The organism is Mycobacterium genavense ATCC 51234 (assembly GCF_000526915.1).
In the GTDB taxonomy this organism is placed as follows: Bacteria; Actinomycetota; Actinomycetes; order Mycobacteriales; family Mycobacteriaceae; genus Mycobacterium; species Mycobacterium genavense.
The window spans coordinates 30,784-56,352 of record NZ_JAGZ01000013.1; the positions used below are offsets into that span (position 1 = coordinate 30,784).

At 69.6% G+C, this 25,569-nt stretch carries 24 protein-coding genes and 4 pseudogenes; 15 read left to right on the forward strand and 13 right to left on the reverse strand.

Annotated elements, in window-relative coordinates; genetic code table 11:
* Nucleotides 1-49 precede the first annotated feature (49 nt).
* Together T428_RS0121455 and T428_RS0121460 are read left to right on the forward strand one after the other, a co-directional pair.
* Nucleotides 50-793 (forward strand): class I SAM-dependent methyltransferase, encoded by a 744-nt coding sequence (locus T428_RS0121455; protein WP_025738085.1) that lies wholly within the window; start codon nucleotides 50-52, stop codon nucleotides 791-793.
* Between the two features lie 100 nt (nucleotides 794-893).
* Nucleotides 894-2,243, forward strand: coding sequence for an amino acid permease (locus T428_RS0121460; RefSeq protein ID WP_025738086.1), 1,350 nt, complete (start codon nucleotides 894-896; stop codon nucleotides 2,241-2,243).
* Here T428_RS0121460 and T428_RS0121465 read toward each other — a convergent pair.
* Nucleotides 2,227-2,622, reverse strand: a complete 396-nt coding sequence (locus T428_RS0121465; RefSeq protein ID WP_025738087.1) for a nitroreductase family deazaflavin-dependent oxidoreductase — start codon at nucleotides 2,620-2,622, stop codon at nucleotides 2,227-2,229. The two genes, T428_RS0121460 and T428_RS0121465, sit on opposite strands and share 17 nt — an antisense overlap.
* A gap of 98 nt (nucleotides 2,623-2,720) precedes the next feature.
* Here T428_RS0121465 and hemL point away from each other — a divergent pair, with 98 nt between their 5' ends.
* From hemL to T428_RS35005, 7 genes and pseudogenes are all read left to right on the forward strand, one after another.
* A complete protein-coding gene (hemL, locus tag T428_RS0121470; protein ID WP_025738088.1) occupies nucleotides 2,721-4,043 on the forward strand; it encodes a glutamate-1-semialdehyde 2,1-aminomutase in 1,323 nt (440 codons plus the stop codon).
* Nucleotides 4,043-4,651, forward strand: a complete 609-nt coding sequence (locus T428_RS0121475; RefSeq protein ID WP_025738089.1) for a histidine phosphatase family protein — start codon at nucleotides 4,043-4,045, stop codon at nucleotides 4,649-4,651. Before hemL ends, T428_RS0121475 begins: the two co-directional genes overlap by 1 nt.
* A gap of 2 nt (nucleotides 4,652-4,653) precedes the next feature.
* Nucleotides 4,654-5,250, forward strand: a complete 597-nt coding sequence (locus T428_RS0121480; protein WP_025738090.1) for a TlpA disulfide reductase family protein — start codon at nucleotides 4,654-4,656, stop codon at nucleotides 5,248-5,250.
* Entirely contained in the window at nucleotides 5,247-6,032 is a 786-nt protein-coding gene (locus tag T428_RS0121485) for a cytochrome c biogenesis CcdA family protein (RefSeq protein ID WP_025738091.1), read from the forward strand. The genes T428_RS0121480 and T428_RS0121485 overlap by 4 nt, the downstream gene beginning before the upstream one ends.
* A 47-nt stretch (nucleotides 6,033-6,079) precedes the next feature.
* On the forward strand, nucleotides 6,080-7,657 hold the full coding sequence (locus tag T428_RS0121490; protein WP_051465322.1) for a cytochrome c biogenesis protein ResB: 1,578 nt from the start codon (nucleotides 6,080-6,082) through the stop codon (nucleotides 7,655-7,657).
* Entirely contained in the window at nucleotides 7,654-8,631 is a 978-nt protein-coding gene (gene ccsB / locus T428_RS0121495; RefSeq protein WP_025738093.1) for a c-type cytochrome biogenesis protein CcsB, read from the forward strand. Before T428_RS0121490 ends, ccsB begins: the two co-directional genes overlap by 4 nt.
* 31 nt (nucleotides 8,632-8,662) lie before the next feature.
* Nucleotides 8,663-9,963 (forward strand): annotated as a pseudogene (locus tag T428_RS35005) (MinD/ParA family ATP-binding protein); the annotation flags it as partial.
* Here T428_RS35005 and T428_RS33755 read toward each other — a convergent pair.
* Nucleotides 9,906-10,067, reverse strand: coding sequence for a hypothetical protein (locus T428_RS33755; protein WP_211243992.1), 162 nt, complete (start codon nucleotides 10,065-10,067; stop codon nucleotides 9,906-9,908). The pseudogene T428_RS35005 and the gene T428_RS33755 overlap by 58 nt on opposite strands.
* 46 nt (nucleotides 10,068-10,113) lie before the next feature.
* Here T428_RS33755 and T428_RS0121505 point away from each other — a divergent pair, with 46 nt between their 5' ends.
* Entirely contained in the window at nucleotides 10,114-10,482 is a 369-nt protein-coding gene (locus tag T428_RS0121505; RefSeq protein WP_025738094.1) for a DUF4229 domain-containing protein, read from the forward strand.
* On the opposite strand, the pseudogene T428_RS30080 reads toward T428_RS0121505, so the two are convergent.
* Both T428_RS30080 and T428_RS0121515 read right to left on the reverse strand, forming a co-directional pair.
* Nucleotides 10,476-11,466: pseudogene (locus T428_RS30080) on the reverse strand (beta-ketoacyl-ACP synthase III). The gene T428_RS0121505 and the pseudogene T428_RS30080 overlap by 7 nt on opposite strands.
* Before the next feature lie 192 nt (nucleotides 11,467-11,658).
* Entirely contained in the window at nucleotides 11,659-12,531 is an 873-nt protein-coding gene (locus tag T428_RS0121515) for a 1,4-dihydroxy-2-naphthoate polyprenyltransferase (RefSeq protein ID WP_025738095.1), read from the reverse strand.
* 34 nt (nucleotides 12,532-12,565) lie between these two features.
* On the opposite strand from T428_RS0121515, the gene T428_RS0121520 reads away from it, so the two are divergent.
* On the forward strand, nucleotides 12,566-13,342 hold the full coding sequence (locus tag T428_RS0121520) for an S-methyl-5'-thioadenosine phosphorylase (RefSeq protein ID WP_245605024.1): 777 nt from the start codon (nucleotides 12,566-12,568) through the stop codon (nucleotides 13,340-13,342).
* Nucleotides 13,339-14,370, forward strand: a complete 1,032-nt coding sequence (locus T428_RS0121525) for an NAD-dependent epimerase/dehydratase family protein (protein ID WP_025738097.1) — start codon at nucleotides 13,339-13,341, stop codon at nucleotides 14,368-14,370. Before T428_RS0121520 ends, T428_RS0121525 begins: the two co-directional genes overlap by 4 nt.
* Here T428_RS0121525 and T428_RS0121530 read toward each other — a convergent pair.
* Nucleotides 14,367-16,019 (reverse strand): DUF7937 domain-containing protein, encoded by a 1,653-nt coding sequence (locus T428_RS0121530; RefSeq protein ID WP_084298832.1) that lies wholly within the window; start codon nucleotides 16,017-16,019, stop codon nucleotides 14,367-14,369. The two genes, T428_RS0121525 and T428_RS0121530, sit on opposite strands and share 4 nt — an antisense overlap.
* A gap of 228 nt (nucleotides 16,020-16,247) precedes the next feature.
* On the opposite strand from T428_RS0121530, the gene T428_RS0121535 reads away from it, so the two are divergent.
* The 3 genes and pseudogenes from T428_RS0121535 to T428_RS0121540 all read left to right on the forward strand — a co-directional run bounded on the left by T428_RS0121535 (nucleotide 16,248) and on the right by T428_RS0121540 (nucleotide 19,260).
* Nucleotides 16,248-17,951 (forward strand): DUF7159 family protein, encoded by a 1,704-nt coding sequence (locus T428_RS0121535; RefSeq protein ID WP_025738099.1) that lies wholly within the window; start codon nucleotides 16,248-16,250, stop codon nucleotides 17,949-17,951.
* 10 nt (nucleotides 17,952-17,961) lie between these two features.
* Nucleotides 17,962-18,613 (forward strand): annotated as a pseudogene (locus T428_RS32370) (glycosyltransferase family 2 protein).
* Nucleotides 18,610-19,260 (forward strand): TIGR04282 family arsenosugar biosynthesis glycosyltransferase, encoded by a 651-nt coding sequence (locus tag T428_RS0121540; RefSeq protein ID WP_025738100.1) that lies wholly within the window; start codon nucleotides 18,610-18,612, stop codon nucleotides 19,258-19,260. Before T428_RS32370 ends, T428_RS0121540 begins: the two are co-directional and overlap by 4 nt.
* Nucleotides 19,261-19,281: 21 nt before the next feature.
* On the opposite strand, the pseudogene T428_RS35010 reads toward T428_RS0121540, so the two are convergent.
* The 8 genes and pseudogenes from T428_RS35010 to T428_RS0121580 form a co-directional block, all read right to left on the reverse strand.
* Nucleotides 19,282-19,386: pseudogene (locus tag T428_RS35010) on the reverse strand (DUF732 domain-containing protein); the annotation flags it as partial.
* Between the two features lie 39 nt (nucleotides 19,387-19,425).
* Nucleotides 19,426-20,676 (reverse strand): APC family permease, encoded by a 1,251-nt coding sequence (locus tag T428_RS0121550; protein WP_025738101.1) that lies wholly within the window; start codon nucleotides 20,674-20,676, stop codon nucleotides 19,426-19,428.
* Complete coding sequence (locus T428_RS0121555) at nucleotides 20,677-22,029, reverse strand: hypothetical protein (protein WP_025738102.1); 1,353 nt, start codon at nucleotides 22,027-22,029, stop codon at nucleotides 20,677-20,679.
* 11 nt (nucleotides 22,030-22,040) lie between these two features.
* Nucleotides 22,041-23,105: an o-succinylbenzoate--CoA ligase gene (gene menE, locus T428_RS0121560; protein WP_025738103.1), complete on the reverse strand. Its 1,065-nt coding sequence runs from the start codon at nucleotides 23,103-23,105 to the stop codon at nucleotides 22,041-22,043.
* A 68-nt stretch (nucleotides 23,106-23,173) separates the two neighbouring features.
* Complete coding sequence (locus T428_RS0121565) at nucleotides 23,174-23,497, reverse strand: DUF3349 domain-containing protein (RefSeq protein WP_025738104.1); 324 nt, start codon at nucleotides 23,495-23,497, stop codon at nucleotides 23,174-23,176.
* Complete coding sequence (locus T428_RS30085; protein WP_051465316.1) at nucleotides 23,494-23,841, reverse strand: hypothetical protein; 348 nt, start codon at nucleotides 23,839-23,841, stop codon at nucleotides 23,494-23,496. Before T428_RS30085 ends, T428_RS0121565 begins: the two co-directional genes overlap by 4 nt.
* Nucleotides 23,842-23,847: 6 nt before the next feature.
* Nucleotides 23,848-25,053: an inorganic phosphate transporter gene (locus T428_RS0121575; protein WP_025738106.1), complete on the reverse strand. Its 1,206-nt coding sequence runs from the start codon at nucleotides 25,051-25,053 to the stop codon at nucleotides 23,848-23,850.
* 97 nt (nucleotides 25,054-25,150) lie between these two features.
* Complete coding sequence (locus T428_RS0121580; RefSeq protein WP_025738107.1) at nucleotides 25,151-25,558, reverse strand: VOC family protein; 408 nt, start codon at nucleotides 25,556-25,558, stop codon at nucleotides 25,151-25,153.
* Nucleotides 25,559-25,569: the final 11 nt, after the last annotated feature.

Sequence of the window (25,569 nt, forward strand, 5' to 3'; positions counted from 1 at the left end):
ATTGGCGGGAAGCTCCAGGTGCCGAGGTCAGTGAGGAAACGGGAAGTTCATGACGTCTGACGGGAACGTCGGTGGATTCGAGCCGTTGTACGACGAAGCAGAACACACCGACGGGCGAATTCCGTGGGATATCGGAGGCCCGCAGCCGGTCGTCGAACAGTTGGTAGCCGACGGCGCGATGAAGGGGGAGGTGCTCGACCCGGGCACCGGCCCCGGCTATCACGCGATTCACTTTGCGTCCCACGGCTATTCGGCCACCGGCATCGACGCTTCACCCACCGCCATCGAGCGGGCCAAGCGCAACGCCGAGCGAGCCGGGGTGCACGTGGATTTCCAGGTGGCCGACGCCACCAAACTGGACGGGTTCGAGGGCCGGTTCGACACCGTCGTCGACAGTGCCTTCTACCATGTGTTCCTCAACGACGAAGCCATCCAGACGCGGTACGCGCAGGCGCTGCACCGTGCGACCAGACCCGGAGCCCGGCTGTACATGTTCGAGTTCAGCCCGCACAACGTCAACGGCCTGCAGTGGACCGCGATACCCGCCGACAACCTCGAGCGAGTGCTGGGTGCCGGCGGATGGCGCATCGACTACCTCGGTGTCGCCACCTACCAGGGGCGGCTTCTCCCCGAGACATTCGAGACCATGAAGACGATGGCAGACGAGGGACAGGACGAGATCCTGCGCCGAATGAAGCCATTGGTGCATTGGCTCGGCGTCATCGACCCGCTGCTGGAAGACCACCGAGTGCATTTTCCGGTGTGGTCGGTGGTGGCCACCCGCCTGGACTGATGCGGCTGTCCGATCGATTGGTGCACCGGCCGCCGATGTGTTGTGGTTAATCACCAACACGACCCCGGGGGCACGCTGGGAGGCCCAGGACATGGAAGCCGTGAGTAGCCCTCCGGAGCTGCGCCAAGGGCTTTCGCAGCGACAGCTCAGCATGATTGCGCTCGGCGGCGTGATCGGCGCCGAGCTGTTCGTCGGGTCGGGCGTGGTGATCCGCGACACCGGGCCCGCCGCGTTCCTGACCTATGCGCTGTGCGGCGTGCTGATCGTCCTGGTGACGCGGATGCTGGGCGAGATGGCCGCGGCCAACTCGTCGACCGGGTCGTTCGCCGACTACGTGGCCAAGGCGCTGGGCGGCTGGGCCGGGTTTTCGGTGGGCTGGCTGTATTGGTACTTCTGGGTGATCGTCGTCGGGTTCGAGGCGGTCGCCGGTGGCAAGGTGCTCGACTACTGGTTTCACTCGCCGCTGTGGTTGCTGTCGCTGTGCCTGATGCTGTTGATGACCGCGACCAACCTGTTCTCGGTGACGTCGTTCGGCGAGTTCGAATTCTGTTTCGCCGGAATCAAAGTCGCGACGATCATCGTCTTCCTCGGCATCGGCGCGGTATTCGTGCTCGGCCTGTGGCCGGGACACCACGGCGGGTTCGCCAACCTGACCGCACACGGCGGGTTTCTCCCGAAGCGCGTCGCGGCGGTGTTCGCCGCCATCGTGGTGGTGATCTTCTCGATGGTGGCCGCCGAGATCGTCACGATCGCCGCGGCCGAGAGCCGCGAGCCGGCGCAGGCGGTCCAGCGCGCGACGCGATCGGTGGTCGCGCGCATATCGATCTTCTTCGTCGGTTCGGTGTTCTTGCTCGTGGTGATCCTGCCGTGGGATTCCGTCGAGGTCGGCACGTCGCCGTACGTCGCGGCGTTCAAGCAGATGGGCCTGGCCGGGGCCGATCAGGTGATGAACGCCGTGGTGCTTACCGCGGTGCTGTCATCGCTGAACTCCGGTCTGTACACGGCGTCGCGCATGCTGTTCGTGCTCGCCGCCCGAAACCACGCGCCGATGCGGCTGGTCAAACTCAGCGGGCGCGGGGTTCCGCACCTCGCCATCGTGTTCTCCTCGGCGGTCGGCTTTCTGTGCGTGATCATGTCATGGCTGGCGCCGCACACCGTGTTTCTGTTCCTGCCCAACTCCTCCGGCGCGATCATCCTGTTCGTCTACTGGCTGATCGCGCTGTCGCAGATCATCCTGCGCCGCCGCACCCCCGCCGATCAGCTGCCGTTGAAGATGTGGTTCTTCCCGGTGCTGTCGATCCTTACGCTGGCCGGGATCACCGCCGTGCTGGTGCAGATGGCGTTCGACCATGCGGCGCGCAGCCAGCTGTGGCTGTCGCTGCTGTCGTGGGCCGTGGTGCTGGCGGTCTACGCCATCACCCGCGTCCGGGGGGTTAAGCCGTCTTGCTGAACAGCACCGCCTGCTCGAACGGCATCCGCCCGAATACCCGCCGCGTCCGGCCGTTCACGTGCTCGGCGGCTTCGTCGCGGGTTACCACCTGCGGGTTGGTGATGCCGAAGGTCTTGCCGTGGCGGCGCATCTTCCCGCCGCCGGCGGCCTTGAGGTTTTTCAGCCAGTCGCGGTCCGGGCCGTAGGTGAGCAGTACCGCAATGCCGGGCTTGCCGTCGACGGTGGCGTCGAACGCAGTCACCGGGGTGCGGAACTGCTTGCCGGACTTGCGCCCGGTGTGCTCGATGATGCCGAAGGACGGGGCCCAGCCGGCCCACATCCGCTGAATCGGGTTGGTGACGTGTCGGTTGAAGCGAGCAAGCCCTTGAGGAAGTTGCATGCCTTCATCCAACCCGCGATGCACGGCCTGCTCAACCCGTCGCCGAACTCTTACACCCTGTAGTTGATCGCTGTTCGCCGGCTGGGACACTGGTGGTCATGGGGAGCACTGACCAGGCAGCCGCCGCGGTACGCACGTCGGCGGGTCTGTTCGACGACGCCTGCGCGGTCATCCCGGGCGGGGTGAACTCGCCGGTGCGCGCGTTCACCGCGGTCGGCGGCACGCCGCGCTTCATCACCGAGGCGCACGGCTGCTGGCTCACCGACGCCGACGGCAATCGCTACGTCGACCTGGTCTGCTCGTGGGGCCCGATGATTCTGGGCCACGCGCACCCCGCCGTGGTCGACGCCGTCGCCCGGGCCGCCGCGAACGGTCTGTCCTTCGGGGCGCCGACCCCCGCGGAGACCGAGCTGGCCGCCGAGATCATCGGCCGGGTCGCACCCGTCGAGCGGCTGCGGCTGGTCAACTCCGGCACCGAGGCCACCATGAGCGCGGTGCGGCTGGCTCGCGGGTTCACCGGCAGGGCCAAGATCGTCAAGTTCTCCGGCTGCTACCACGGGCACGTCGACGCGTTGCTCGCCGACGCGGGGTCCGGGGTGGCGACGCTGGGGCTGCCGTCGTCGCCCGGTGTCACCGGCGCCGCGGCCGCCGACACAATCGTGTTGCCGTACAACGATATTGACGCGGTACGTGAGACGTTCGCGCAGTTCGGCGACCAGATCGCCGCGGTGATCACCGAGGCCAGCCCCGGCAACATGGGCGTCGTCCCGCCGGGCGCGGGCTACAACGCGGCGCTGCGGGCGCTCACCGCCGAGCACGGCGCGCTGCTGATCGTCGACGAGGTCATGACCGGCTTCCGGGTCAGCCGAAGTGGTTGGTACGGACTCGATCCCGTCGCCGCCGACCTGTTCACCTTCGGCAAGGTGATGAGCGGCGGGCTGCCGGCCGCCGCGTTCGGCGGCCGGGCCGAGGTGATGGAACGCCTTGCGCCGCTGGGACCCGTGTATCAGGCCGGCACGTTGTCGGGTAACCCGGTGGCGATGGCCGCCGGGCTGGCCACGCTGCGCACCGCGGACGACGCTGTGTACGCCGCACTGAACGCCAATGCCGATCGCCTGGCCGGGCTGTTCGCCGAGGCGCTCACCAATGTCGTTGTGCCACACCAGATTCCGCGGGCCGGCAATATGCTCGGCGTGTTCTTCGCGGACGCGCCGGTCACCGATTTCGCGTCCGCCCGCAACAGCCAGACCTGGCGCTACCCGCCGTTCTTCCACGCCCTGCTGGACGCGGGCGTATACCCGCCGTGCAGCGCCTTCGAGGCGTGGTTCGTCTCGGCGGCGCTGGACGACGAGGCCTTCGAGCGGATCGCCGACGCCCTACCACGAGCCGCCCAAGCCGCCGCCCAGGAGGAGCGACCCTGATGGCCGAACAAACCCGGGTGCATGTGATGCGCCACGGCGAGGTGCACAACCCCGACGGCATCCTGTACGGGCGACTGCCGGGATTTCGCTTGTCCGACAAGGGAAAAGCGCAAGCTGCGGCCGTCGCCGACGCGCTGGCCGGCCGCGACATCGTCGCGGTCATCGCCTCGCCGCTGCAGCGGGCGCAGGAGACCGCCGCATCCATTGCGGCCGGGCTCAACCTGCCCGTCGACACCGACCCCGATCTGATCGAGTCGGCCAACTTCTTCGAAGGCAAGCGGATGAGTCCGGGCGATGGCGCCTGGCAGAACCCGCGGTTCTGGTGGCAGTTGCGCAACCCGTTCACGCCGTCGTGGGGCGAGCCCTATCGCGAGATCGCGGCCCGCATGGCCACCGCGGTCGACAAGGCGCGGGTGCGCGGCGCCGGCCACGAGGTGGTGTGCGTTAGCCACCAGCTGCCGGTGTGGACGCTGCGGCTGCACCTGACCGGTCGGCGCCTCTGGCACGATCCGCGGCGGCGCGAGTGCGACCTGGCCTCGCTGACCACCCTGGTCTACGACGGCGCCCGGCTGGTCGGCATCGAATACTCCCAACCGGCGGGCGCTTGAGCATGTCGCGGCCGCTGATCGCCGTGGCCGTGTTGGCAATCTCCGGATTGCTGACCGGCTGCTCGGCCGGTCACGACGCCGTCGCGCAGGGCGGCACCTTCGAATTCGTTTCTCCCGGAGGCAAAACCGACATCTTTTACGACCCGCCCGCCAGTCGCAGCCGCCCCGGCCCGCTGTCCGGCCCGGACCTGTCCGACCCCGCGCACCCACTGTCGCTGGACGACCCGATCTTCGCCGGCAACGTCGTCGTCATCAACATCTGGGGCCAGTGGTGTGGGCCGTGTCGCGCCGAGGTCACCCAGCTGCAGCGGGTGTACGACGCGACCCGCGGGTCCGGGGCGTCGTTTCTGGGCATCGATGTGCGCGACAACAACCGGCAGGCCGCCCTGGACTTCGTCAACGATCGCGGCGTCACCTTCCCGTCGATCTACGACCCGGCCATGCGCACGCTGATCGCCTTCGGCGGCAAGTACCCGACCACCGTCATCCCGTCCACGCTGGTGCTGGACCGCCAGCACCGGGTGGCGGCGGTGTTTCTGCGGGAGCTGCTGGCGTCCGACCTGGAGCCCGTCGTGCGGAAGCTGGCCGCAGAAAAGTGACCGGGTTCGCGCAAATCGCTTCCGCCGGGCCACTTTTGGTGGCGCTGGGGGCCTGCATGCTCGCTGGGCTGGTGTCGTTCGCCTCGCCCTGCGTGGTGCCGCTGGTGCCTGGCTACCTGTCGTATCTGGCCGCGGTGGTGGGCGAGGAAGTCGGACTCGAAGAGCAGCCCGGCACGGTCAAGGCCCCGCCGGCGGCCCGGTGGCGCGTCGCCGGATCGGCGGGGCTGTTCGTCGCCGGGTTCACCACCGTGTTCGTCCTGGGCACCGTCGCCGTGCTCGGCATGACCACGACGCTGATCACCAATCAGCTGGTGCTGCAGCGGGTCGGCGGCGTGCTGACCATCGCGATGGGGTTGGTGTTCGTCGGGCTGATTCCGGCCCTGCAGCGCCAGGTCCGGTTCAGCCCGCAACAGCTGACGACGGTTGCCGGGGCGCCGATGCTGGGCGCGGTGTTCGCGCTCGGGTGGACGCCCTGCCTGGGGCCGACGCTGACCGGCGTGATCACCGTCGCCTCGGCCTCCGAAGGCGCGAACGTGGCGCGCGGCATCGTGCTGGTGAGCGCCTACTGCCTGGGACTGGGAATACCGTTTGTGCTGTTGGCATTTGGCTCGGCCCGCGCGGTCGCCGGGCTGGGCTGGCTGCGCCGGCACAGCCGCGCCATCCAGATCTTCGGCGGCGCCCTGCTGATCGCGGTGGGGGTGCTGCTGGTCACCGGCGTGTGGAACGACTTCGTCTCCTGGCTGCGCGACGCCTTCGTCAGCGACGTGAGGTTGCCGATTTGAGACGGTTACTAGCCTGGGCGCGCAACACCTGGCGCGCGCTGACCTCGATGGGCACCGCGCTGGTGCTGTTGTGTCTGCTGGCGTTGGGCGCGATACCGGGGGCGCTGCTGCCGCAGCGCAGCCTGAACGCGGGCAAGGTCGACGACTACCTGGCCGCCCACCCGACGATCGGCCCGTGGCTGAATCGGTTGCAGGCCTTCGACGTGTTCTCCAGCTTCTGGTTCACCGCCATCTACGTGCTGCTGTTCGTCTCCCTGGTCGGCTGCCTGACCCCGCGGATGATCGAGCACGCCCGCAGCCTGCGTGCCACCCCCGTTGCCGCGCCCCGCAATCTGGCTCGGCTGCCCAAGCACGCGAGCTCGCGGGTAACCCTGGCCGACGAGGCCGACCTGAACGCCGTCGCGAACAAGGTCGCCGCGCGGCTGCACGGCTGGCGAACCGCGATCCGCCACGCCGACGACGTCGTCGAGGTGTCCGCCGAAAAGGGCTACCTGCGCGAATTCGGCAACATCGTCTTCCACTTCTCGCTGCTGGGGCTGTTGGTCGCCGTCGCCGTCGGCAAGCTGTTCGGCTACGAGGGCAACGTCATCGTGATCGCCGACGGCGGCCCCGGCTTCTGCTCGGCCTCGCCGGCCGCGTTCGACTCGTTCCGGGCCGGCAACACCGTCGACGGCACGTCGCTACACCCAATCTGTGTGCGGGTCAACGACTTTCAGGCGCACTACCTGCCGTCCGGGCAGGCCACCTCGTTCGCCGCCGATATCGACTACCAGGACGGCTGCGACCTGGTGGCCAACAGCTGGCGGCCCTACCGGCTGGAGGTCAACCATCCGCTGCGGGTCGGCGGCGACCGGGTGTACCTGCAGGGCCACGGCTACGCACCCACCTTCACCGTCACCTTCCCCGACGGGCAGACGCGCAGCTCGACCGTGCAGTGGCGGCCGGACAACCCGCAGACCCTGCTCTCGTCGGGGGTGGTGCGCATCGACCCGCCGGCCGGCAGCTACCCCGGCGCCGGCGAGCGTCGTGCGCACCAGATCGCGATCCAGGGCCTGCTGGCGCCCACCGAGCAACTCGACGGCGCACTGCTCTCGTCGCGATTCCCCGCGCTCGACGCCCCCGCGGTAGCCGTCGACATCTATCGGGGCGACACCGGCCTGGACACCGGGCGTCCGCAGTCGTTGTTCACCCTGGACCCGCAGCTGATCGAGCAGGGCCGGCTGACCAAGGAGAAGCGGGTCAACCTGCGCGCGGGCCAAGAGGTACGGATCGACCAGGGGCCCGCGGCGGGCACCACGATCCACTTCGACGGCGCCGTGCCGTTCGTCAACCTGCAGGTCTCCCACGACCCCGGCCAGACCTGGGTGCTGGTCTTCGCGATCACGATGATGGCCGGGCTGCTGGTCTCGCTGCTGGTGCGCCGGCGCCGGGTCTGGGTGCGACTCGTTCCGGTCGCCGGAGACGAGGCAGCCGGCCCCGGTACGGTGAACGTCGAGCTGGGCGGCTTGGCCCGCACCGATAACTCCGGGTGGGGCGACGAGTTCGAAAGGCTGACCGAGCGGCTGTTGGCCGACCTCGGCGGTTCCCCAGCGTCGGCAAGGAGCTCACAGGTGGACGTCTCATGAACACGACGCACGTCGATATCGGCCTGGCGCGCTATTCCGACTGGGCGTTCACCTCGGCGGTGGTGGCTCTGGTCGTCGCGCTGCTGTTGCTGGCCTTCGAACTCGCCTACGTCGGCGGCCGGCGTGCCGATAGCCGCGCACGCGTGTTGGCCGGAGCCGTCGCCGCCGACAGCGCCACGCCCGGCATCGTCGCAGACGTCGACCGGCGGTCGTTCGACGAACGCGTCGGGCGGGCCGGGCTCGCGGTGGTCTACCTGGGCATCGGCCTGCTGCTGGCCTGCCTGGTGTTGCGCGGCCTGGCCACCATGCGGGTCCCGTGGGGCAACATGTACGAGTTCATCAACCTCACCTGCCTGTGCGGGCTGATCGCCGGTGCGATCGTGCTGCGCCGCCCGCAAGTCCGCCCGCTCTGGGTTTTCCTGCTGCTGCCGGTGCTGATCCTGCTCACGGTGTCCGACCGCTGGCTCTACACCAACGCCGCGCCCGTCATGCCGGCCCTGCAGTCCTACTGGCTGCCCATCCACGTCTCGGTGGTCAGCCTGGGCTCGGGCGTCTTCCTGGTCGCCGGAATCGCCAGCATCCTGTTCCTGCTGCGCACCTCCCGGCTAGGCGACCCCGCCGCCCAGGGTGCGCTGGCCCGGATTGTGCATCGGCTGCCCGACGCGCAGACCCTGGACCGCATCGCCTACCGCACCACGATCTTCGCGTTCCCGGTCTTCGGTTTCGGGGTCATCTTCGGAGCCATCTGGGCCGAGGAAGCCTGGGGCAGGTATTGGGGCTGGGATCCCAAGGAGACGGTGTCGTTCGTCGCGTGGGTGATCTACGCGGCGTACCTACATGCCAGGTCGACCGCGGGCTGGCGGGACCGCAAGGCCGCCTGGGTGAACGTGGCCGGGTTCGTGGCCATGGTCTTCAACCTGTTCTTCGTTAACCTGGTGACCGTGGGCCTGCATTCGTATGCCGGCGTGGGCTGACAGCTAGGGAGTGAGACCGCAACAAGGGGGAATGCACGTGTCCGAACAGTTATCGAGTGGCGTGGGGGCGCCGGAACATCCGGCGACTGACTTGAATCCGCAAGAGCAGCCGTCCGCCGGCGAGGTGTCCGCGGACCCCAATGCCGACGCACCGATCCGGGTCTTCGCCGGCTTTCGCACCGAGCGTCGGGTGCCGGCCACCGAGCGCCGGGAAGCACCGCCGCCGGCCGGGATGCCACCCTGGGATTGCACCCCGGTGACCGGGATCCCGCGGGTCGATCCGACCGCTACGGCGCCTACTACAACGGCCAGGCCGAGCAGCCCGTGGCAGCGCCGGCCCCGTACCGGCCCGAGCACCTGCCGCACACGCCGTACCCGGAACTGTCCACCGGCATGCTGCTGCGCCCGATCAAGCCGCCGCCCTCGGAGGGCTGGCGGCGCCTGGTCTACGTGTTGTCGGGCCGGACGATCAACCTGGGGGAGAGCCCGCGGGCCGCGCGGCATAACAATTTGGTGGCACAGGTCAACCGGCCGCTGCGCGGCTCCTACCGGGTGGCGGTGATCTCCCTGAAGGGCGGCGTCGGCACGACCACGATCGCCGCCACGCTGGGTGCCACCTTCGCCGAGATCCGCGGCGACCGGGTGGTGGCCGTCGACGCCAACCCCGACCGCGGCACCCTGAGCCAGAAGGTCCCGCTGGAGACCGCGGGCACGGTCCGTCAGTTGCTGCAGGACGCCGGCACCGTCGAGCGCTACAGCGACGTCCGCCGCTACACCTCGAGGGGCCCGAGCGGGCTGGAAGTGCTGGCGTCCGAAAGCGATCCGGCGGTATCGAAGGCATTCGACGCCGACGACTACACCCGCACCCTGGGCATCCTGGAGCGCTACTACGGCCTGGTGATCACCGACTGAGGGCCCGGCCTGTTGCACTCGGCGATGTCGTCGGTGCTGGAGAACGCCAACGTTTTGATCGTGGTGAGTTCGGGTTCCATCGACGGGGCGCGCAGCGCTTCGGCGACGCTGGACTGGCTGGACGCCCACGGCCACGAAGCACTGGCCCGCAACTCGATCGCGGTGATCAACGCGGTGCGCCCGCGGACCGGCAAGGTCGACATGAACATGGTGATCGACCACTTCTCGCGACGCTGCCGCGCGGTGCGGTTGGTGCCCTACGACGCCCATCTCGACGAGGGCGCCGAGATCCATCTGGACCAGATGCGCCGGGAGACTCGTGAAGCGTTGACGAGCTTGGCTGCCGTTGTCGCCGAAGGGGGTCAGCGGGGGTTGTTGTCCCCGTTTCCCAACCGCCGCAGGAAGTCTGGATCGTCGTCGGGTCCGATGACACGCGTCTTCGGTCGGTGCACCTGCGATCGCGCCGTACGCCAGCCAATGTAGATCAGCGTCCCCAACACCAGGACGACCACCAGGTAGAGCACTCCACACCTCCTGTGAGCGAATATACCCGCGTCGTAGGCTCGAGCTGTGTCAGAAGGGCCGAGCGACAACAGCACTGGGAACAGCCCGGCGGAGGGTGCGCAGCAGCGCCCGCGAGAACGCGTGGTTGTCGACGTTTTGCTCTACGCGTTGGCGCGGCTGCTGCTGGCGGTGGCGCTCACCGCAGTGATCTATCTCGCGGCGCGGCTGCTCGGCGTCGACCAGTTCCCCGTCGTCGTCGCGGCGTTGTTCGCATTGATCATCGCGATGCCGTTGGGCATCTGGCTGTTCGGCCCGCTGCGCCGGCGCGCCACCGCGGCGCTGGCCGTTTCCGGTGAACGCCGTCGCGCCGAACGCGAGCAGCTGCGGGCCCGGCTGCGCGGTGAGCCGGTCGACGACGAACCCGACGCTCAGTAGTTGGGCATCCGCACTACCTGGGCGGCATAGCTCAGGCCGGCGCCGTACCCGATCAGCAGGGCGAGATCGCCGGGCTTGGACGCCCCGGTGGCGAGCAGTTCGGCCATCGCCAGCGGGATGGACGCCGCGGACGTGTTTCCGGTGTGCTCAATGTCATTGGCGACGACCCGGAGAGCAGGTCCAGGTTCTTGGCCAGCACCTCGTTGATCCGGGCGTTGGCCTGATGCGGGATGAACACGTCGATCTGATCCGACCGCACCCCCGCGGCGTCCATCGCCTGGCGCCCGACTTTGCCCATTTCGAAAGCGGCCCAACGGAACACCGCGCTGCCTTCCAGTCGCAGAAACGGGCGCGGCCCGGTCGGGTTCTCGGTATAGGTGATCCAGTCGATGTCCTGGCGGATGGCCATCGTCTGTTCGCCGTCGCTGCCCCAGACGGTGGGCCCGATGCCCTGCTCGGGTGTCTCGCCCAGCACGACGGTGGCCGCGCCGTCGGCGAAGATGAAGCAGTTGCTGCGGTCGAGCATGTCCACGGTCGGCGACAGTTTCTCCGAACCGATCACCAGCATCTTGGCGACGATGCAGCCGCGGATCATGTCGGCCGCCACCCCGACTGCGCAGCCGAAGCCGGCGCATCCGGCCGAGATGTCGAATGCGGGCACCCCGGTCGCGCCCAATCCCGTAGCGACCGCTGGGGCGCTGGCCGGGGTCTGCAAGAACTGGGTGCTGGTGGCGTCGATGTCGCCGGCGTGCAGTCCGGCTTTCGCGATCGCCTCGCGGCTGGCCTCGATCGACATGGACGTCACGGATTCGTCGTGAGCGGCGAGCGGCGCGTCTTGATGCCGGTGTGCGAGTAGATCCACTCGTCGGACGAGTCGATGTTGCGACACAGCTCGTCGTTGGTGACCACGCGTTCCAGGCGGTACGCCCCGACGCTGAGCAGTCCGACGTTCCTGGGCCCACTGGTCGCGGCGATCTGCTGCATTGCGCTCCTCGCTCGGTGGTGTAACGGCTGTCACATCGACGCTAACGCGTGTTACTGGAATTCCGAAGTCGTCTTGGCGAACGAATGCCGCGATCGGGAGTGCGGCGCCGCTTCGCGTGTGCGCTCAGGGCACCGCGAAAACACACTCAGAGCCGTGGGTGCACACCCCGGGCGTCGAGCGCGCTCTCGGTGTCAGTCGGCCAGCGCCAGCGCCGCGGCCACCGCGACCGCCCACGCCAGCATCGTCAGCCCGGTGTCCCGCATCACCGGAATCAGCTCGGGCCCGCCGCGCCCGGAGCGCACCGGCCCGGCGGCGCGCAGCGCCAACGGGGTGGCCACCAGCCCCGCCGCACACCACGGCGTGGCCAGCATCAGCACCAGGGTCAGCAGTCCGGCGGTCGCCAGCAGCCCCTGGTAGAACACCCGGGTGCGGGCATCGCCGAGGCGCACCGCGAGGGTGAGCTTGTGCGCCTGCGCGTCGGTCGGGATGTCCCGCAGGTTGTTGGCCACCAGCACCGACGACGACAGCGCACCCGTGGCCACCGCCAGCACCACGCCCACCCAGTCCACCCGCAGCGCCTGGGTGTACTGGGTGCCGAGCACGGCGACCAGGCCGAAGAACACGAACACGGCGATCTCGCCGAAACCGGCGTACCCGTAGGGCCTCGAGCCGCCGGTGTACAGCCACGCCCCGGCGATGCACGCGACGCCGACCGCGATCAACCACGGCGCGCTCGTCAGCGCCAGCACCAGGCCGGCCGCCGCGCCCACCGAAAGCGACGCCACCGCGGCGGTCAGCACCGCGCGCGGTCGGGCCAGTCGCGAGCCCACCAGCCGCGCCGGCCCGGTCCGGACGTCGTCGGTGCCCCGGATGCCGTCGGAGTAGTCGTTGGCGTAGTTGACGCCGACGATCAGCGCGAGCGAGACCGCCAGCGCCAGCAGCGCCTTCCACCACACGGCCGATCCCAACCAGGCCGCCGCGCCGGTTCCCGCGACGACCGGGGCCACGGCATTGGGCAGCGTCCGCGGCCGCGCCCCCGAGATCCACTGCCCAACACTGGCCACCAGGCCATCCTGCCCTATGCACCACAATGGTCGGATGCTCGGAGTGATCGGCGGCAGCGGCTTCTACACGTTCTTCGGCTCCGACGTTCACCACGTCACCCCGGACACCCCGTACGGCCCGCCCAGCGCGCCGCTGACCGTGGGCACCATCGGGGAGCACGAGGTCGCCGTCCTGCCCCGGCACGGTGCTACGCATGAATACTCGGCGCACACCGTGCCCTACCTCGCCAACATGTGGGCGCTGCGCACGCTCGGTGTGCGGCGGGTCTTCGCGCCGTGCGCGGTGGGCAGCCTGAACCCCGCCTACGGGCCGGGCTCGATCGTGGTGCCCGACCAGCTGGTGGATCGCACCAACGGCCGCGCCGACACCTACTTCGACTCGGGCTCCATTCACGTCGACTTCGCCGACCCCTACTGCCCGACCTTGCGCCAGGCTGCCGCCGGCCTGCCCGACGTGGTCGACGGCGGCACCATGGTGGTGATCCAGGGGCCGCGATTTTCCACCCGCGCCGAAAGCCAGTGGTTCGCCTCGGCGGGCTTCATGCTGGTCAACATGACCGGATACCCGGAGGCCGTCCTGGCTTGTGAGCTCGAAATGTGTTATGCGGCAATCGCTTTGGTGACCGACCTGGACGCCGGGGTCAACCACGGCGAGGGTGTGAAAACGGTGGACGTCATGGCGGAATTCGAAAAGAACATCGAGCCGTTCAAGGCGCTGGTGCGCAACGCCATCGGCCGGGTGGCCGCCGAGCGCGACTGCGCGCACTGTCTGTCGCACACCGGCGTCACGCTGCCGTTCGAGCTGCCGTGAGGGTGCTACTGACCGGTGCGGCCGGTTTCATCGGGTCTCGGGTGGATGCGGCATTGCGCGCGGCCGGTCATCAGGTGATCGGCGTCGATTTGCTGCTGCCCGCCGCGCACGGCCCAAACTCGTTGCTGCCGAACGGATGTCACCGCGTCGACGTCCGGGACGCCGAGGCGCTGGCCCCGCTGCTGGACGGTGTCAATCTGGTGTGCCATCAGGCCGCGATGGTGGGCGCCGGCGTCGACGCGGCCGACGCGCCGGCCTACGGCGGGCACAACGACTACGGCGCCACGGTGCTGCTGGCGGGGATGTTCGCCGCCGGGGTGCGTCGCCTGGTGTTGGCGTCGTCGATGGTGGTGTACGGGCAGGGACGCTACCGGTGCCCGCGGCACGGGTCGGTGGACCCGTTGCCGCGCCGGCGGGCCGACCTCGACGCCGGGGCCTTCGAGCACCGCTGCCCACTGGGCGGTGAGGAGCTGGCCTGGCAGCTGGTCGACGAGGACGCCGCGCTGCGGCCGCGCAGCCTGTATGCCGCCAGCAAGACCGCGCAGGAGCACTACGTGCTGGCGTGGTCGGAGTCGACGGGCGGTTCGGTGGTGGAGCTGCGCTACCACAACGTCTACGGCCCCGGCATGCCGCGCGATACGCCCTACTCCGGGGTGGCGGCGATCTTCCGCTCGGCGCTGGAAAGGGGCGAGCCGCCAAGGGTTTTCGAGGGTGGTGGCCAGATGCGGGATTTCGTGCACGTCGACGACGTGGCGGCAGCCAACGTCGCGGCTGCCCACGCCGAGCGCGACGGCTTCACCGCGGTCAACGTCTGCTCGGGTCGACCGATCTCGATCCTGCAGGTGGCCACCGCGATCTGCCAGGCGCGGGGCGAGGTGGTGTCTCCGGTGATCACCGGGCAGTATCGCAGCGGTGACGTGCGCCACATCGTCGCCGATCCCGCTCGCGCCGCGCAGGTGCTGGGTTTCCGCGCGGCGATCGATCCGCGCGAGGGCCTGCGCGAGTTCGCGTTCGCGCCGCTGCGCTAAGACGGGGGCCGGTAGATCTGCGGCTTGGGCATCTGAATCTGCCGGGTGGCCGAGTCGTCACCGCGGAAGATCCGCGGTGCGCCGGCCGGTTGCGGTATTGCGGCGGTGGGTGATTCGCCGGTGTGGATCCGGGTGGTCACACCGGCCGACGGCGGCGCGACGCCGGTCGGGATGTGGGTCGTCGGGGCCTCGGCGTTCTGCGCGACCGCACGCCTGCGGGCGGCACGACGGCGGCGGCGCAGTCGGTTGAAGTGTCCGGTGATGATCGCCGCCACCAGGATGGCCAGCACGGACAGCGTGACGTCGAAGGTGCTGGTGATCTGCTGGGCAAGATCGTTTCCGTAGACCGGATTTCGCACCGCATTGGGCGCTTCGGCGAACCGTGGTGCCAGCATGACGCCCACGATGACTCGCGAAATACTCAGTGCCGCAACGAGTCCGGACAGCGTGGTGATCAGCCGGGCGGAGGCCGACGGGTTGCCCAGGATGTTCCGCAGCCAGACCGCCAGCGCCGCGGTGGCCACATCGAATGCGGCCAGCACCACGCTGTCGTAGCGCGAATAGGGGTAATTCAAGCTCACCGCGACGGCCAGGTCGGTGACCCGCATCGCCACCGATCCAAGGCTCCACACGACGATCAGCAGCAGGCCGGTGCGGGCCGCCGCCCGCCACGCGCTCTCCTCGGACGACACGGTGGCGGCCCGGTCGAACAGGGTGCGCGGCACGACAATCGCCGCCGCCGCCCACGCCAGATAGCCCTCGAACCCGACGCCGGCCGTCGAGGTGTTCTGCGCGATGCCGTGGAAGGCGTCGATGTCACGGCCGACCGGGAGCAGCCAGACGACGATGCCGGCGGCCAGCGTCGAGACGCCCAGCGCGATCGTCGCCAGCCGCGACGCCCGGGTGCCGCCGAGCAGCCACCGCGAGGCGACGAGCACGGCGATCAACGCGACCAGGCCGTAGACCGTCGCCGTCACGATCACCGCGATGTTCTGCTTGCCGAAGTCGCCGGCGTCGCCCAGCGCGTACTTCACCCGCCAGTACAGGGTGAAGCCGAAGCTCAGCGCCGCGGCCACCATCGCGACGCAGCCGATGATCTGGACGGACCGGTGCCGCCCGGCCACGGTGTCGTCGTCGGCCGCCGCGGACCGGCCGGCCGACTGCGCGCTCAGCAGGGCGCCGGCGACACCCAGCCAGGCGCCGGGCCCGACACCGCCCGGCACGGTCACGGTCCCGCCGAAGCGGACGGTCTCGAACGCGTCGAACCCGACGAAGGCGAGCACCAGCAGCAAATAGGGAATGTTGAGCGCCAGCCGAATCCCGCCGACCGTCCGCCCCGAACCCGGCAAAGCGATCGCGATCAGGGAAAGCAGCGTCACCGCGATCAGAACCACGAACAAGGTCCTGTTGCTGTCGGGGATCGCGATCCCGAAGTACAGGTTCCACGGCAGCAGCGGCGCGGCGAGCAGCAAGACGGCGGCGGTCAGGTCGGCCACGGTGTTACGCTGCCCAGCGGTCGCCGCGGCAACCGGCGGGCCCGCCGCGGTGCGCTGCGCTGCCACCCCCCTGATGGGGCCGGTAGGCGCCTCGTCGCTGCTCTGGCTCACGGTTCCCCCCGGGTATCGAGGACGGTCACTGACGGTGCACATTCGCTTCGGCGGCCAGGGAACCCCCTGCCGAGACGACTTCGTTGCCTACTTGGAAACATAATCTCCGCCTCGGCGACACGGGTGTGACTGCCCGAGTCTGGGAACGCGGCTACGCTGCGCCTGTAGGCGAACGGGGCCGCCTGAATGATTGTTACTGCCGACGGTACCGAAGTGTAATGATGCCGGGACAATCTGGCTGCGGGGCTGGCCAGCCGAAGGAGAGCAGGGATGGACGTCGTTTTGGGGGTCGCCGTCACCGGCCCCGTCGCCCGCTTGGCGCTTGTCGGAGCGGGTGCGGGCGGCAATGACGTGATCGACCAGTCCGTCGTCGACCTGGCTAACAACCCCATCGCGCAACTCACCGAAACTGTGGTCGGCACCAATCGGCTGCTGGCGAACGACAACCACCGGCTGGTCGGGACCCGGCTGTGCTGGACCGACCACCCCGCCGCCGACCAGCTGCGTCGGGCGCTGGAGGATTCCGGCGTCCACAACGTCGCGGTGCTGTCGCAGTCGCAGGCGGTGACGGCGTTGATGCGCGCGGCGAAGCGTACCGGCGGCGCGCTGGTGGTGGACGATAACACCGCGACGCTGTCGGTGGTGAGCGCGGCCGACGGCGATCCGGACGCGCCGCTGACGATGTTGGCCAGCGAACTGCTGGGCGGTGACGCGACCGGCACGTTGGACACGATGATGGCCCGCCTCGGCGCGCACCCGGACGCGCACAACGACGTGTTCCTGGTGGGCTCGTCGTCGGACCTGGCCGGGGTCGCCGACCAGCTTCGCGACGCGACGGTGCGGGTGCAGATTCCCGAAGACCCCACCTTCGCGCTGGCCCGCGGCGCCGCGATCGCCGCCGCACCGGTAACCGGCGATGCGACCGCGATGGCCCCGGCGGCCGGGCTGACCGGCGGTGCCACCGCGCTGGCCCCGGGGCTCACCGGCGACGAGACCGCGCTGGCCCCGGCCGGGTTCGGTGATCCCCCCGCGGCCGACGAGCAGCTGGCCTACTCGATGGCCGACGATGACGACGACCTGCTGCCCGGCGAGTATGACGAGTTCGACGATTTCTACTCCGACGATCCCGACGCCGAGACCGGCCCGCTGAAGCTGAGCCGACGGTCGCTACTGGTCGGCAATGCCGTGATCGCGTTCGCGGTGATCGGGGTGGCCTCGCTGGCCGTCGCGGTGGTGGTTGCCGTCCGGCCGACCGCGGCCCAGCAGCCGGTGATCGGCCACCAGAACGCCGCCCCGGGCAAGTTCATGCCGCTGCTGCCGACCCAGCAGCAGGCGCCGGTGCCCCCGCCGCCGCCCGAAGCGCCCAACGCCGGCTACCAGGGTGGGGTCATTCCGGCCCCGGCCGTGCCGCAGGCTCCCGTGCCCGGTGTCGGCCCGGCACCCGCTCCGGGTGCGCCGGTCGCACCGGTTGTTCCCGGGCCGGTGCCGAACCCCAACGGGCCCATCCCGATCCCGGTGCCGGTCATCATCCCGTACCCGGGCTGGCGACCACAGCCGCCGTGGTATCCGCCGTATACGCCGCCGACGACGTTGACGCCGACCACACCGTCGACGCCGACGACCACGCCGTATACCCCGATCACGCCGACGCCGACCGTCGCCCCGACGACGACGCCCTACACGCCGATCACGCCGACGACGACGGTCGCGCCCACCACGGTCGCCCCGACGGAACCGACCCAGACCCAGCCGCAAACCCAGACCCAGCAGACCCAGACGGTCCAGCCGACACAGACGGTCCAGCCCACGCAGCAACCCACCCAGCAGCCGACGCAACAGCCCACCCAGCAGCAAACCGTCGCGCCGAAACCGCCTACCCAGCAGCAGACCGTCGCGCCGAAGCCGCCGCCGCAGACCATGGCCCCGCGGGTGCCATCCGGTGGCGGGGGCGGTCACTCGTCGTCCGGATCCTGATCGCCAAGCGATGCCCGGCGAACTGGTCACGGTGGTGCTGCCGTGTCTGAACGAGGAGGAGTCGCTGCCGGGGGTGCTGGCGAGGATCCCCGACGACTATCGGGCGCTCGTGGTGGACAACAACAGCACCGACGACACGGCGGGCGTCGCCGTCCGGCACGGCGCCGACGTCGTCGCCGAACCTCGGCCCGGATACGGGTCGGCAGTGCACGCCGGGGTGGTCGCCGCGACGACTCCGATCGTCGCGGTCATCGACGCCGACGGCTCGATGGACGCCGGCGACCTGCCGCGATTGGTCGCCGCGCTCGAGCAGGGCGCGGACCTGGCAACCGGTCGACGCCGGCCCGTGGCCGGGCTGCATTGGCCGTGGGTGGCGCGGCACGGTGGTGATGAGCTGGCGGCTGCGCACCCGCCACGGCTTGCCGGTCCACGACATCGCGCCGATGTGAGTCGCCCGGCGGGAGGCGTTGTTGAGTCTGGGCGTCGTCGATCGGCGCTCGGGGTTTCCGCTGGAACTGCTGGTGCGCGCGGCGGCGGCCGGGTGGCGCGTGGTCGAGCTCGACGTCAGCTACGGCCCCCGCACGGGCGGCAAGTCGAAGGTCAGCGGTTCGCTGCGCGGCAGCATCACCGCCATCCTGGACTTCTGGAAAGTGATATCATGACCGAGCTGCTGGTGGTCGCCAAGGCGCCGGATCCGGGCCTGGCCAAGACCCGGCTCGCCGCCACGGTCGGGGATCGGGTCGCCGCCGAGATCGCCGCCGCGGCGTTGCTGGACACGCTGGATGCGGTGTCCGCCGCGGCGGTGCGCTCGTGGGTCGTGGCGCTGACCGGCGACCTGGACGCGGCCGCCGCCGCGCTGCAGATCCGGTGGCGGCTCGAGTCGTTCACCGTGATCGAGCAACGCGGTGACGGCTTCGCCGACCGCTTCGCCAATGCCCACGCCGACGCCGCCGAGGGCTTTCCGGTGTTGCAGATCGGCATGGACACCCCGCAGGTGACCGCCGAATTCCTGACCGATTGCGCGCGCCGGCTGCTAACCGCGCCGGCCGTGCTCGGGCCGGCCGACGACGGCGGTTGGTGGGTGCTCGGGGTGCGCAGCCCGGCCAAGGCCGAATGCCTGCGGACCGTGCCGATGTCGGTACCCGACACGGCCGATCTCACACGAAAAGCCTTGCACGACAACGGTGTTGATGTTATAGCGGTGCGCCAGCCGAGCGACTTCGACGTGCTGGCCGACGTCGCCACGGTGCGAGAGGCCTGCGGGCCCGGCAGTCGCTTCGCCCGCGTCACCCGCGCGGCCGGACTCTAACGACCGCCTGAAGCCGCGCACTCAACCCTTCCCGCCGATACCCTCCTCGAGTTGTTTCGGGCAGTATGACATCGCGGAGATCGTCGCGAACTGAGCGGCGCCGCTGGCGGTCAGCGCGGGATTGTGCACCGATGGCCGACCCATCAAACGCCGGGGCTGCGTGCGCTAGGCGCGTCGGCTCGAAACCGCGGCGCGCCCGGCGATCCCGATGGCGAAGACCGCTAGCCCGGCGGCCGCCGACGCCCACGGCAAGGTGGCGACCAGCAACAGGCACCCGGCCAGCCCGCAAGCATTCACCACGCGGCGCCGGTGCAACGTATACGCGGCGGCGTTGGCGATCGCGTAGTAGATCAGCACGCCGAACGACGAAAAGCCGATCACGCCACGCAAATCGACGGTGCCGACCAGCAGGCAGACCACTACCCCGATCGCGAGCTCCGCATGGTGTGGCACCCGGTGGGTCGGGTGTACGGCCGACAGCCAGCCGGGCAGATCCCGCTGCCGGGCCATCGCCAGCGTGGTGCGCCCGAGCCCGGCGATCAGCGCCAGCAGTGCGCCGAGGCTGGCCAGCGCCGCCCCGACCGAGACCACCGGCACCAGCGCGGCAGGGGCGCGGGCGGCCCGTACCGCCTCGGCCAGTGGCGCAACGGCATTCGCGAGCCGCTCGGGCCCGGCGGCTAGCAGCGCGGCCACCCCGACAACCAGATAGATCGCCACCGCGATCGCCAGGGCGATGGTGATCGCCCGGGGGATGGTGCGGGCCGGGTCGCGGACTTCCTCACCCATCGTCGCGATCCGCGCATACCCGGCGAACGCGAAAAACAGCAGCCCCGCCGACTGCAGCACCCCGTAGATCGAGCCGCGGAACCAGGAGCCGCTCAGCTGCGACGGGTCCGGCCGGCCCAGCGCGATGCCCACGACGACGGCGGCCAGGGCAATCAGGATGCAGGCCAACAGAATCCGGGCCAGCATTGCGGTCTTGGTGACGCCGCGGTAATTCAGCGTGGTCAGCAGCACCACGGAGGCGATCCCGACAAGTCGCTGCACCCATACGTCCGCGCCGGGAACCGCGTAGGCGGCGACGGTGAGTGCCATCGCCGCGCAGGACGCGGTCTTGCCGATCACGAATCCCCACCCGGCGATGAAACCCCACCACGGGCCGAGGCGAACACGGCCATAGATATACGTTCCACCCGATGTCGGATACACCGCGGCCAGTTGCGCCGACGAGGTGGCATTGCAGTAGGCGATCACCGCGGCCAGCGCCAGCCCGATCAGCAGCCCCGCGCCGGCGGCCCGCGCGGCCGGGCCGAACGCGGCGAACACCCCGGCGCCGATCATCGAACCCAGCCCGATCACCACCGCGTCGGTCGTATTGAGCCGGCGCGCCAGCCCGGGCTGATCTTCCACGTCCACCTACCAGTGCGTGACCATCACGGTGTTGACCACCAGCGCACCGACGGCGTTGATCGCCAGCCACAGCCGGTGCGACCGCACCGGCAGCAGCGCGGGCGCGGCGGTCAGCCAGATCGTGAACGGCAGCCAAATCCGTTCCATCTCGGCCTTACTCAGCGTGCTCAGGTCGGCGCAGACGATCGCGGCCAGCATGGCCAGCAACAGCAAGTGCAATCCCGAACGGCGGCGGATGGCGGCAGCGTCGAACACCCGGGTGATGCCCGCGACCCCGCCCAGGCCGATCGCGCATACCACGCAGGCCAGGTTGGCCCACCACCAATACTGGAACGGCCGGTCGTGGGCGATCCCCTGCCAATAGCGTTGCTGGACAAGCGTATAGCCGTCGAACCAGTAAAACCCGGCGACGGCGAAGGTCACCGCCACCGCCAATGCGGTCAAGCCGGCCGGGGCCAGAGCCCGCAGCGCGCGTCGAAAGTCGCTGGCCGACACCAACACCGCCGCTGCGGGCAGGCCCAACAGCGCCAGGCCGTAACTGAGGAAGACACACCAGCCGAGCAGCAACCCGGCGGCGGCCGCGACCAGCGCAGGAAAGCGAACCTGTCGATGCACGGCCACCGCCAGCAGTGCGATGCCCCACGCCGCGACACCGGCGAAGTAGCCGTCGGCCGAGACCGCCACCCAGATCGCGGTCGGCGCTAGCGCGACGAACGGGGCGGCCAGCCGGGCCGTCCGCTCGTCGCCCAGCGCGCGGATGGCGACCAGCACCGCCGCCGCGGCGCTCGAGCCGGCCAGCAGGCACAGCAGACCCGCCCATGCGCCGCCGTGCAGGCCGAGCCGGTCTAGCCAGACGAACGTCAACAGCGCGCCGGGCGGATGCCCGGACACATGGGTGATCCAGGAGTTGGGCTGGTGGTCGAGAATCCGGGTGGAAAACGTGCGTACGGTCGCCGGGATGTCGGTGATGCCGGGCACCTGGGTCACGTATTCGTCCCGGGTGGTCAACCGGCCGGCGAAGCCGCGCTGCCAGCCGTCGACCATCGCCAGCGCGAACGCCCACCCGCAGGCCAGCACCCAGCTGCCCAGCGTCAATGTTCGCCACGAAAGTCGCTGTGCGACAACGGGTCCCCACACCACGACGGCCACCGCGAGCAGAATCGCCGGCCCGGTTCCCCAGCTGGCGTGCACCTCCCAGGCGCCGAACAGCGGTGCGGATTGTTCATGCGTGGCGAAGCGCTCCGGGCCGAGATCGAGGCGCGGTCTGACGCCCCAACCCAGCGACGGCAGCACCACCGCCGCCGCGACCAGGGCGGCGCTGGCCGCGACGGCCAGCATGTCCCGGCGGGCAATCCTCACGGTCGACCAGCCTATTGACCGGCGCCGAACCGGCACACCAGCGCCGCCCGGTCCACCTTGCCGATGCCGCGGCGCGGCAGCGCGTCGACGATGTGCAGCTCGCGCGGCGCGGCGGTGGCGTCCAGGGTGCCGGCGACATGTGCGCGCAGCGCGTCCAGCGTCGGCGGGCCGAACCCGTCCCGCACCACGATCGCCGCGACCACCCGTTGCCCCAGCCGGTCGTCGGCGAGGCCGAATACCGCGCAGTCGGCGACGGCGGGGTGGGTGCCCAGCGCGGCCTCGACCGGGTGCGGCAACACCGTCAGCCCGCCGGTGCTGATCGCGTCGTCGGCGCGGCCCAGCACGGTCAGCACCCCGGCATCGATCGAGCCCAGATCGTCGGTGCGGAACCAGCCCGGCTCGGCGAACGGGTCGGGATCAACCGGGTTGCGATAGCCCTTGGCCACGGTGGCGCCCCCGATGACGATGCGCCCGTCGTCGACCCGCAGCCGCAGTCCGTCCAGTGGTACACCGTCGTAGACGCACCCTCCCGCGGTCTCGCTCATCCCGTAGGTGCGCACCACCGTGATTCCCGCGGCCGCCGCGGCTTCGAGCACCGGTCGCGGTGCCGGCCCGCCGCCGAGCAAAACGGCGTCCAGTTCGGCGAGCGCGGCCGCGGCCGGCGGGTCGGCCAAAGCCTTGGCCAGTTGGGTGGCGACCAGCGAGGTGTACCGTCGGCCGGTACCCAATTTGCTTACCGCACTCGGTAATTCGGCGGTGTCGAAGCCGGAGGAGACGTCCAGCTCGACGGGCGCCGAACCGGCCAGGACGCTGCGCACCAGCACCTGGATTCCGGCGATGTGATGCGGCGACAGGGCCAGCAGCCAGCTGCCCGGTCCGCCGAGACGGTCATGGGTGGCGGCCGCGCTGGCGGCCAGTGCCGCGGCAGTCAGCAAGGCGCCCTTGGGTTTACCGGTGGTGCCCGACGTCGTGACCACCAACGCGACGTCGTCGTCGATCGCCTCGCCTATCCGCAATGCGGGCAGCTCGCAATCCGGTTGCACCGCAACGAAGGCCGACTCGCAACCCACCAGCACCCGCTCCAACGCGGGTAGCAGCACTGCGGCAGCCGAGCCGGGCGAGACGGTGAGCGCACGCAGAACTGCTATGCGTGCGCTCCGCCCTCGAGGTCGTCGTGCTCGTCATCGTGCGGGTCATCCAGCGGCCAGCCCTGGGCGGCCAGCCGGGCCCGGACTCGCTCGATGTCCTCCGGCGACGGCAGCTCGTCGGTCAGCTTGCTGATCATCACGCCGATATCGATGTTGTCGAAGTCGCCGCGTTCCATCAGCGCGTTGGCCACGAGTTTGACCTCGTCGTTGGTCAACCGGTTGGCCAGCAGCGTCAGCAGGGCGAAGGTGTCCGTCGGCGGAATGCCCTCCGGATAGCCCGCGCGCAACCACGAGACGACCGAGTTAAGGAATCGGTTCATTCGATCAACTCCGCCCGGGGGCTCGGTAGTTCGGGACGACGATTCGATGCTACTTTGGCCCCGAGGAACGGATACCCGGTGTGGTGCGCGATGAAGTCGCGGGCGATGAACAGCACGCCGATGATGATCACGGCCACCACCAACGCGTAGATCAGCCAAGCCAGGCCGGACAGCACCGGGTTCGGCTGCGACGTGGTGCCGTCAGCGCCGACGCCGCCGGAGCCGAGTGCCTGCAGCCGGATCCCGACGGCGAACAGCCCGGGCAGGAAGGCGCCGGCCAGCATGCTGAAGATCAGGATCTTCAGGGTTGCTTCGTAGTTAAACCACTCGCTCAATTCGCTCATCGGACGCTACCCCACACTCACGTCGTCGGAACCGGCAGTGGCGCCCACCTTGGCACCGCTGGGCGGCTTGTTCTCGTCAAGGCCGGCGGTCAGGTCGCCCTTCCACTCGTCGTTGACGTTGTGCTGGTCGACCTTGTTCTTGCGCGACCGGATGTAGATGGCGGCCGAGGTCCCGACCAGGAGCCCGAACCCGACGACGGCGCCGGGGTATCCGCCGATGTAGTGGACGATCCAATAGGTGATCGCGCCGACCAGGCCGGCCAGCGGAAGCGTCACCAGCCAGGCGACGGCCATCCGGCCGGCCACGCCCCAGCGGACCTCGCCACCGGGCTTGCCCAGTCCGCTGCCCATCACCGAGCCGGTGCAAACCTGGGTGGTGGACAGCGCGTAGCCGAAGTGAGCGGACAGCAGAATGACTGCGGCCGAAGACGATTCGGCGGCCATGCCCTGCGGCGACGTGATCTCGACGAGCCCCTTGCCCAGGGTGCGGATGATTCGCCAGCCGCCCAGGTAGGTACCCGTGGCCATCGCTATGGCGCAGGACACGATGACCCACATCGGCGGGACCGCGGCACTCTTGCTGACCGAGCCGTAGGACATCAGCGCCAGGAAGATGATGCCCATCGTCTTCTGCGCGTCGTTGGTGCCGTGCGCCAACGAGACCAGCGACGCCGAGCCGATCTGGCCGCGCCGGAACCCGGCTTCGGTCCGGTCCTTCTGCAGGCCGCGGGTGATCCGGAAGACCGCCCAGGTGGCACACGCGCCGACCAGCAGGGCCACGAACACCGACACGATGGCCGGGATGATCGCCTTGGACATCACGCCCGACCAGATCACCCCGCGCGTTCCCACCGCCGCGATCGTGGCACCGATGATGCCTCCGACCAGCGCGTGCGACGAGCTCGAGGGGATACCGAACAGCCAGGTCAGCAGGTTCCAGACGACGCCGCCGACCAGGCCGGCGAACACCAGTTCCAGCGACACGATGCTGGAATCGATGAGGCCCTTGGCGATGGTGGCCGCGACGGTGGTCGACAGGAACGCACCGATCAGGTTCAAAACCGCGGAGAGCGCGACGGCTGTTTTGGGCTTCAGCGCGCCACTGGCGATCGAGGTCGCCATCGCGTTCGCGGTGTCATGGAAGCCGTTGGTGAAGTCGAAAGCCAATGCCGTGACTACGACAATGATCAAGAGGAACAGTTGTATGTCCACAGGGCCTGATTCTGGTGGTAGGGGGATTAAATTGTCGAATGCTGACCGCGGTGAAACTCAGGTAATTTTTGAACCGTCGCCAGATGTTACCTGTCAGTCAACCGGTCGTTCCTTGTTGTTCACCCCGGGTGTCGCGGCGTAGCGGGTGGTCGCCCGGGACCTCGACGAAGATGAGGGTAATGCCATCCGGATCGGTCACGTGCATCTCCTTCAAGCCCCACGGTTCGCGGCGCGCCGCACGGGCAATCGGCACCCCGCGCCCGGTCAGTTCGGCCTGGGTCGCCTCGATGTCGCGGACCTGCAGCCACAACGCGCCGGGGAAGGGTCCGCCGGAGTGGTCGGTGTCGCTCCAGCCGGCCAGCTCCAGCAACGACTGACCCGCGAAAAACACTGTGCCGGCGCCATAGTCGCGGTAGATGGCCAGTCCGATTTCGTCGCGGTAGAACGTCAACGACCGCTGATAATCAGCCGGCCGCAGCAGCATCCGGCTGAACAAGATCTCCATGGCCTCGTGTC

Coding starts and splice junctions, on each gene's coding strand:
- T428_RS0121465 (WP_025738087.1), bottom strand. CDS start 2,622: ATGCAACTTCCTCAAGGGCTTGCTCGCTTCAACCGACACGTCACCAAC.
- T428_RS0121580 (WP_025738107.1), bottom strand. CDS start 25,558: ATGGAGATCTTGTTCAGCCGGATGCTGCTGCGGCCGGCTGATTATCAG.
- T428_RS0121475 (WP_025738089.1), top strand. CDS start 4,043: ATGGCCGAACAAACCCGGGTGCATGTGATGCGCCACGGCGAGGTGCAC.
- T428_RS0121565 (WP_025738104.1), bottom strand. CDS start 23,497: ATGAACCGATTCCTTAACTCGGTCGTCTCGTGGTTGCGCGCGGGCTAT.
- T428_RS0121535 (WP_025738099.1), top strand. CDS start 16,248: ATGGACGTCGTTTTGGGGGTCGCCGTCACCGGCCCCGTCGCCCGCTTG.
- T428_RS30085 (WP_051465316.1), bottom strand. CDS start 23,841: ATGAGCGAATTGAGCGAGTGGTTTAACTACGAAGCAACCCTGAAGATC.
- hemL (WP_025738088.1), top strand. CDS start 2,721: ATGGGGAGCACTGACCAGGCAGCCGCCGCGGTACGCACGTCGGCGGGT.
- T428_RS0121520 (WP_245605024.1), top strand. CDS start 12,566: ATGCTCGGAGTGATCGGCGGCAGCGGCTTCTACACGTTCTTCGGCTCC.
- T428_RS0121480 (WP_025738090.1), top strand. CDS start 4,654: ATGTCGCGGCCGCTGATCGCCGTGGCCGTGTTGGCAATCTCCGGATTG.
- ccsB (WP_025738093.1), top strand. CDS start 7,654: ATGAACACGACGCACGTCGATATCGGCCTGGCGCGCTATTCCGACTGG.
- T428_RS0121530 (WP_084298832.1), bottom strand. CDS start 16,019: ATGTGCACCGTCAGTGACCGTCCTCGATACCCGGGGGGAACCGTGAGC.
- T428_RS0121455 (WP_025738085.1), top strand. CDS start 50: ATGACGTCTGACGGGAACGTCGGTGGATTCGAGCCGTTGTACGACGAA.
- T428_RS0121540 (WP_025738100.1), top strand. CDS start 18,610: ATGACCGAGCTGCTGGTGGTCGCCAAGGCGCCGGATCCGGGCCTGGCC.
- T428_RS0121490 (WP_051465322.1), top strand. CDS start 6,080: ATGGGCACCGCGCTGGTGCTGTTGTGTCTGCTGGCGTTGGGCGCGATA.